This is a genomic window from Priestia sp. KCTC 13724, assembly GCF_056820425.1.
This window is the reverse complement of record NZ_JBXDLD010000043.1, coordinates 1-972: the sequence shown is the minus strand read 5'-3', so window position 1 is coordinate 972 and position 972 is coordinate 1. Positions and strand designations below refer to the sequence as shown.

The window sequence follows — 972 nt, the reverse complement described above, 5'->3', positions numbered from 1 at the left end:
CCGTATCATACCAAGAGGGCTCTTTTTTGTTCAAGTCCCCGAAAATCCTTCTAACAGGAATGCTCCTTTATGTAGGAAGAGAATTTTCTCTTCTCTTAGCAGATTGTAGTCCCTAGTATAAAAACTTCTTTTATAGTTGACCATACTGTTCACCATTTTGTTAAAGTTTGTTCACAATTTCACAATATTAATTTCGACACAATTTTAGAAGGTCCTGTAAAAAAATAAGCTGAAATATAAAACAGTCATGATTCCTTCTCAAAGAAGAATCATGACTGTTTTAACATCGTTAGGTTGTAAGAACACGTTCGTTCCATTCCACTCTTTTTTTAAATTGGTTTCCGAATTATCTCTCAATCGTTCCGATAAATCGCTAACCGAAAGACTTATGTCTCCGCCTCTTTTACTCTTCATTTCTCTTTTTTACTAAATAGTGTCCGTATGTAAAAGTTAGAAAAAACACAAGTCCTACAACGCTTCCTACTAGCAATCCACTTTGAAGATTTCCATCGGGACCAGCTGTCACAATTAGTGTAAACACTCCTCCAAGCAGGAAGCTGCCAAGGGGAATAATATAATAAGGAACAAGATTTTCACGTTTGTTGTCATAAACATCCACTGATATTTTCAAATTTAAGTAACCTAATACAACAGCCGTTAAAATAAAAATAAACCAAAGGGGGTTTTCATAAGCATGTAAAATACCGTTTTGTAACCCGTCATAAACTAATAAGGATAAAATCCCTAATGTTTGAATGATAAAAGCCACTCGAATATTTTTTAAGTTTTGAACAATAAGGCGTTCATCTTTTATTTTCTTCATTGGAGCCCTCTCTTTCTACCCAAAAAACATCGTTAAGCGTTTGATCGACTGCATAACAAATTTCTAAACATAGTTTTAAACACTAGTGTTGCATAAATGTTGACGCAATTTTCAGTTTAATGTTTTTTCCTGTTTAGAGCCAAAAAAGT

1 protein-coding gene is annotated in these 972 nt (G+C 33.7%); it reads right to left on the bottom strand.

All coding sequences use genetic code 11. The annotated features are described in order from the left end of the window. Positions 1-403 precede the first annotated feature (403 nt). Positions 404-823, bottom strand: a complete 420-nt coding sequence (locus tag AC1UFB_RS06580; protein ID WP_025910174.1) for a hypothetical protein — start codon at positions 821-823, stop codon at positions 404-406. Between the last annotated feature and the right edge of the window lie 149 nt (positions 824-972).

What these genes read in the sequence shown, in the direction of transcription:
- AC1UFB_RS06580 (WP_025910174.1), bottom strand. Translation starts at nt 823, where the DNA reads ATGAAGAAAATAAAAGATGAACGCCTTATTGTTCAAAACTTAAAAAAT.